The following is a 4,025-nucleotide window of genomic DNA, read 5'->3' as shown; positions in this document are numbered from 1 at the left end:
TCCAGGACTCCGGCACCACCCGCCAGGAAGCCCGCACCCTCCTCGCACACCACGCGACGGCCTGATCCGCAAGGAGCCAGCATGTTCCCCACCCGGATTGAAATCATTCCCTCAGACGGAATCGTGGAGAAAGTCCAGGCCGCAGTGCCGCTTTCCACAACGCTCACCGTTACCTGCTTGCCCCATCACGGCATCGCGCGGACGATGGAGGCTTCCATCAAGCTCAGCCTTCTGGGCTACAACGTGATTCCGCACCTCTCGGCACGCGGGCTGGAGCACCGGGCGCAGCTTTCCGGCATCCTCCGGGACTGCGAGGCCGCCGGGATCACGGAGGTCTTCGCCATCGGTGGAGACGGTGCGCAAGCTGCCGGCCCCTATCGATCGAGCCTTCCCCTTTTGGCGGACATCGCCGAGTACTCCGGCGGTAGCATCACCGCGGGCATCGCCGGTTACCCCGAAGGGCATCCTTCCGTGAGCGGACTGGACTTGTTGGATGCCCTGTTGGCCAAACAACATTTGGCCACGCACGTTGTCACGCAAATGTGTTTCTCCGCCCCGAAGATCCTCGATTACGCAGCACTCCTGCGCCGCGAAGGGGTCGACCTGCCGGTGTGGGCCGGTGTTGCCGGGGCCGTTCCGCGGACAAAACTGCTGGCGCTGGCGACCCAGATCGGCGTCGGGACATCCCTGAAGTTCCTCAGCAATAAAGGAACCCTTGCCCGCAAGCTTCTAGGGGTGGACAAGTACTCACCTGAAGGCCTGGTTTCCGAGCTCATGGCGCACCCGGATGGTGTCTCGGGAATCCATCTCTACAGTTTCAACCGATTGGACATGCCCAGCTGGGAGCGAAGCGATCTGCCCGATCCTGAGGCCAGCGAAGCAGCATCAGCGTAGACGCGCACCGCTAACCGCATAGGTCCTGGGGACCCTAGCTCCCCGGGACCGAAATCACCGCGACCGTCTTCTGGTTATCGTCGCGCAGTTCCACGCCCGAAATCCCGGCGAGCTGGACCGGCGTCGCGCCCGTGACCTTGATGTGGCCGCTGGACGTCGCCGTCCAACCGCAAGCCATTTCCTCCGTGCCGTCGCGGCCCTTGACCCACAGGTACATCGTGCCTTGCGCCGGCATGCTGCGGCCTTCCAGTTGCAGCTCGGTCCCCCACGCCTTCCTGACGAGCCCCACAGTGAGCTGCAGGCCGTTGTCCGTCTGTAGCGAGTAGCTGGCGTCAGGTTTGGGCGGCTGGTTCAACACGGGCCCCGCCAGTATGCCCAACCCTAGGCAAGCGGCGGCCACGGCACCCACCAGGGCCGCCCACCGGCGTCGGGATTTCCGCCGCCGTGCCGCCATTTTCACGAGAATCGGTTGCGGTAGCGTTTCTGAAAAAGCCCCCATAAGTGAGCGGGCGCCGGCAGTAGCGGACGGAACTGCGGCGGAGGGCTCGACGGCGGGCCGCCCGCCGGCGAGCGCGACGGCGTCGGGCACGGGGACGGCATCAAGGAGGGCAGGGAGGCTCTCCAGCTCGCCCAGCTCAAGCCGGCAATCAGCGCAGCTTGCCAAGTGCGCCTCGAAAGCCCGGGCCTCGGCAGGCTCGAGGCCGCCGAGCAAGTAGGCGCCCAGCAATTGGTGAAGTCCGGTTTCGTTCACCGCTGCACCCCCATTTCGTCGAGAATCGTGCGAAGCGCCCTGACGGCGTAGAAGGCCCGGGATTTCACCGTGCCGCTGGGGATATTGAGCCTCAGCGCGGCCTCGTTCACCGTGAAACGTTCGTAATGCAGGGCTACCAGGACCTCCCGGTGTTCAGTGCTGAGCCGCAGGAGCGCCTCCTCCATAAGGACCCGGTTGAGGAGCTCGTCCACTCGCTCGGTGGCCTCCTCCGGGTCCGCCATGTCGCGTTCGGCAGCCTCTGCCGGGCGCCGCTGGGCCTTGCGGTAGTTGTCGATGATGACATTGCGGGCAGTGCGGAACAAATAGCTGCGCAGGCTGCCGGTGATCTGCGGGGCATGCTGCCACACGCGAAGGATGGTTTCCTGCACCACGTCTTCAGCCAAGTGCGCGTCCGGCGTGCAGCTCAGCACGAAGCGGCGCAAGGCTGTGCCGTGGTCGCGGTAGATCGCGGCCACCACATCCTCGTCGAGCGGCATCGGCGCCTCCTTGGTGCTCGGCTTCCCCTTCTCCTGCCATACGACGTGCCCCCCACGAAAAAGGTTCAAGCCCTGTGAACCATTCTTCACCCGGCGGCGTCGTACGGGTTAGCTTCCGGCACGTCCACGGCCGGTGCAAGCGAAGGAGCAAACCATGAAGAAGCAACTCGGCACCGGGCTCGGCATTCTTGCTCTGGCCATCGCCCTCACCGCCTGCGGAGGAAGCCCCGGCGCGTCCTCCACATCCTCGAGCGCCACCAGTCCCAGCCCTACGGCATCCAGCCCTACGGCATCCAGCCCCGCGGCGTCGAGTACTCCTGCTGGCGCGGCGGAACTGAAGACTGCGTCGTCGAGCGTTGGCGAGCGAGTGGTCGCGGCGAACGGCAAGAGCGTCTACATCTTCGCGAAGGACGTCAAGGATTCCGGAAAGAGCGCCTGCACCGGCGGCTGCGCTACCAACTGGCCTGCCGTGACAACGACGTCGACCATGCCCGCGGTTGACGGGGTGAGCGGAACCATCGGCACCATCCCCACAGCAGATGGCAAGATGCAGATCACCATCAACGGCATGCCCATCTACTTCTACTCCAAGGACGAAGACTCCAGTGACACCTACGGCCAAGGCGTGGGCGGTGTCTGGTCTTTGGTCAGCCCGTCCGGCTCCATGCTGACCCCGAGCAGCAGCACCCCGAGCGGGAGCAGCATGGGCTACTGAAACCCTCGCTCACCTTTCCAGCCCAAAAGGCAAACGCTCGCTCAGATCTCTCCGGCCCGGCCGGCAGATCTGAGCGAGCGTTTGTCCTGGAGGCCTCAAAGGTGAGCGAGCGTCCGCCTTGGAAGCCCTATACGTGAGCGGGCGTTTTAGGCGTCTTCGAACTCGTCAGCGTCCTCGAACTCGACGGCCGCGATGATTTCCTTCGTCTCCGGGTGGATCATGAAGGCTTCGTCGTCCTCTTCGATCATGATGTAGTTGCCGTGGTCCGTGGTGAAGTGCCAGGCGAGGATCGTCTCGCCGTCGTGCTCGTAGTTGGGATCGCCCATGGTGATCTTCTCCAGCTGGTAGCCGGCAACGTCGCACAGTTCACGGATGATGAGCTCGAATTCGGGGGCGTTCTCGAGTTCCGCTTCGGCCGCCTCGGCTTGGCGCTCTTCGAGGTTCGGGATCAGGGCTACGCGCTCGGCGATGTGTGCCGTCAGCTGCTCCTCGTCCAGGTAGAGCACGCCGTCCTGGCCGCGGAGCCAGGCTGCGTTGAGCTCGATGATGTCTTCGGTCTCCAGGAGGGATTCGAATTCGCCGTCGAGTGCCTCGAGCTCAGCAACGGCTTCCGATGCCTCTTCGGACTCGTCAAGGTCACCGTCCAGGTAGGCCTCGGCGTCGTCTTCGGACAGCGCGTCGAACGCTGCGGCGGTGCGGTTGAACAGCTCAAGGTGGCCTTTGGCGCCCATTCCTTCGAGGCCTTCGCGGACAAACGCATCCACCTCTTCGCGTTCCGGGACCGTGAACACGTACTGGGCGAAACCGCCCGCGAGTGCCTGTGTCAGGTAGTAGTCCACAAAGTAGCTGCGCAGAGCGTTGGTAGCGATTTCCTCATGGTTGAGGAGCTCCTCGTACATCTCGTTGACCACGGTGACGTTCGCGTCCACAACGGCTGCGTTGTCGGCCTCGATGCTGTCCTTCGTCAGAACGACGGGGTTCTCATTGCTGGTCATGGGATTTCCTCACTGCTAGGAAGCTTGTGCTGCTCCGGACCCTTTCAACGTACGCGGGGGCGGTTGTCGGGCAAGCTAGGCAGAGGTGAACGTCCGGCAAAGTTTCAGGGCCGCTCCGTGGGCCCACGCCGCCCGGGTTCCCTGGCTGAGCGGAGCGAAGTCAGGGAGGTGGC

5 protein-coding genes are annotated in these 4,025 nt (G+C 64.2%); 2 read left to right on the top strand and 3 right to left on the bottom strand.

What is annotated here, in order from left to right; all coding sequences use genetic code 11:
- Positions 1 to 81: 81 nt before the first annotated feature.
- On the top strand, positions 82 to 894 hold the full coding sequence (locus tag QRN59_RS24275) for a methylenetetrahydrofolate reductase (protein WP_284984983.1): 813 nt from the start codon (positions 82 to 84) through the stop codon (positions 892 to 894).
- 34 nt (positions 895 to 928) lie between these two features.
- On the opposite strand, the gene QRN59_RS24270 is transcribed toward QRN59_RS24275, so the two are convergent.
- Positions 929 to 1,645, bottom strand: coding sequence for an anti-sigma factor family protein (locus tag QRN59_RS24270; protein WP_284984982.1), 717 nt, complete (start codon positions 1,643 to 1,645; stop codon positions 929 to 931).
- Positions 1,642 to 2,142 carry a sigma-70 family RNA polymerase sigma factor gene (locus tag QRN59_RS24265; RefSeq protein WP_059389901.1) on the bottom strand — a complete coding sequence of 167 codons (501 nt, stop codon included), beginning with the start codon at positions 2,140 to 2,142 and terminating at the stop codon, positions 1,642 to 1,644. The genes QRN59_RS24270 and QRN59_RS24265 overlap by 4 nt, the downstream gene beginning before the upstream one ends.
- A gap of 154 nt (positions 2,143 to 2,296) precedes the next feature.
- On the opposite strand from QRN59_RS24265, the gene QRN59_RS24260 reads away from it, so the two are divergent.
- Positions 2,297 to 2,857, top strand: a complete 561-nt coding sequence (locus QRN59_RS24260; protein WP_284984981.1) for a COG4315 family predicted lipoprotein — start codon at positions 2,297 to 2,299, stop codon at positions 2,855 to 2,857.
- A gap of 146 nt (positions 2,858 to 3,003) precedes the next feature.
- On the opposite strand, the gene QRN59_RS24255 is transcribed toward QRN59_RS24260, so the two are convergent.
- Positions 3,004 to 3,852: a DMP19 family protein gene (locus QRN59_RS24255; RefSeq protein WP_284984980.1), complete on the bottom strand. Its 849-nt coding sequence runs from the start codon at positions 3,850 to 3,852 to the stop codon at positions 3,004 to 3,006.
- Between the last annotated feature and the right edge of the window lie 173 nt (positions 3,853 to 4,025).

Source organism: Arthrobacter sp. efr-133-TYG-118 (assembly GCF_030209755.1).
Classification (GTDB): Bacteria; Actinomycetota; Actinomycetes; order Actinomycetales; family Micrococcaceae; genus Arthrobacter.
This window is presented reverse-complemented; position numbering and strand designations above follow the sequence as displayed.

What these genes read in the sequence shown, in the direction of transcription:
- QRN59_RS24275 (WP_284984983.1), top strand. Translation starts at nt 82, where the DNA reads ATGTTCCCCACCCGGATTGAAATCATTCCCTCAGACGGAATCGTGGAG.
- QRN59_RS24265 (WP_059389901.1), bottom strand. Translation starts at nt 2,142, where the DNA reads ATGCCGCTCGACGAGGATGTGGTGGCCGCGATCTACCGCGACCACGGC.
- QRN59_RS24260 (WP_284984981.1), top strand. Translation starts at nt 2,297, where the DNA reads ATGAAGAAGCAACTCGGCACCGGGCTCGGCATTCTTGCTCTGGCCATC.
- QRN59_RS24255 (WP_284984980.1), bottom strand. Translation starts at nt 3,852, where the DNA reads ATGACCAGCAATGAGAACCCCGTCGTTCTGACGAAGGACAGCATCGAG.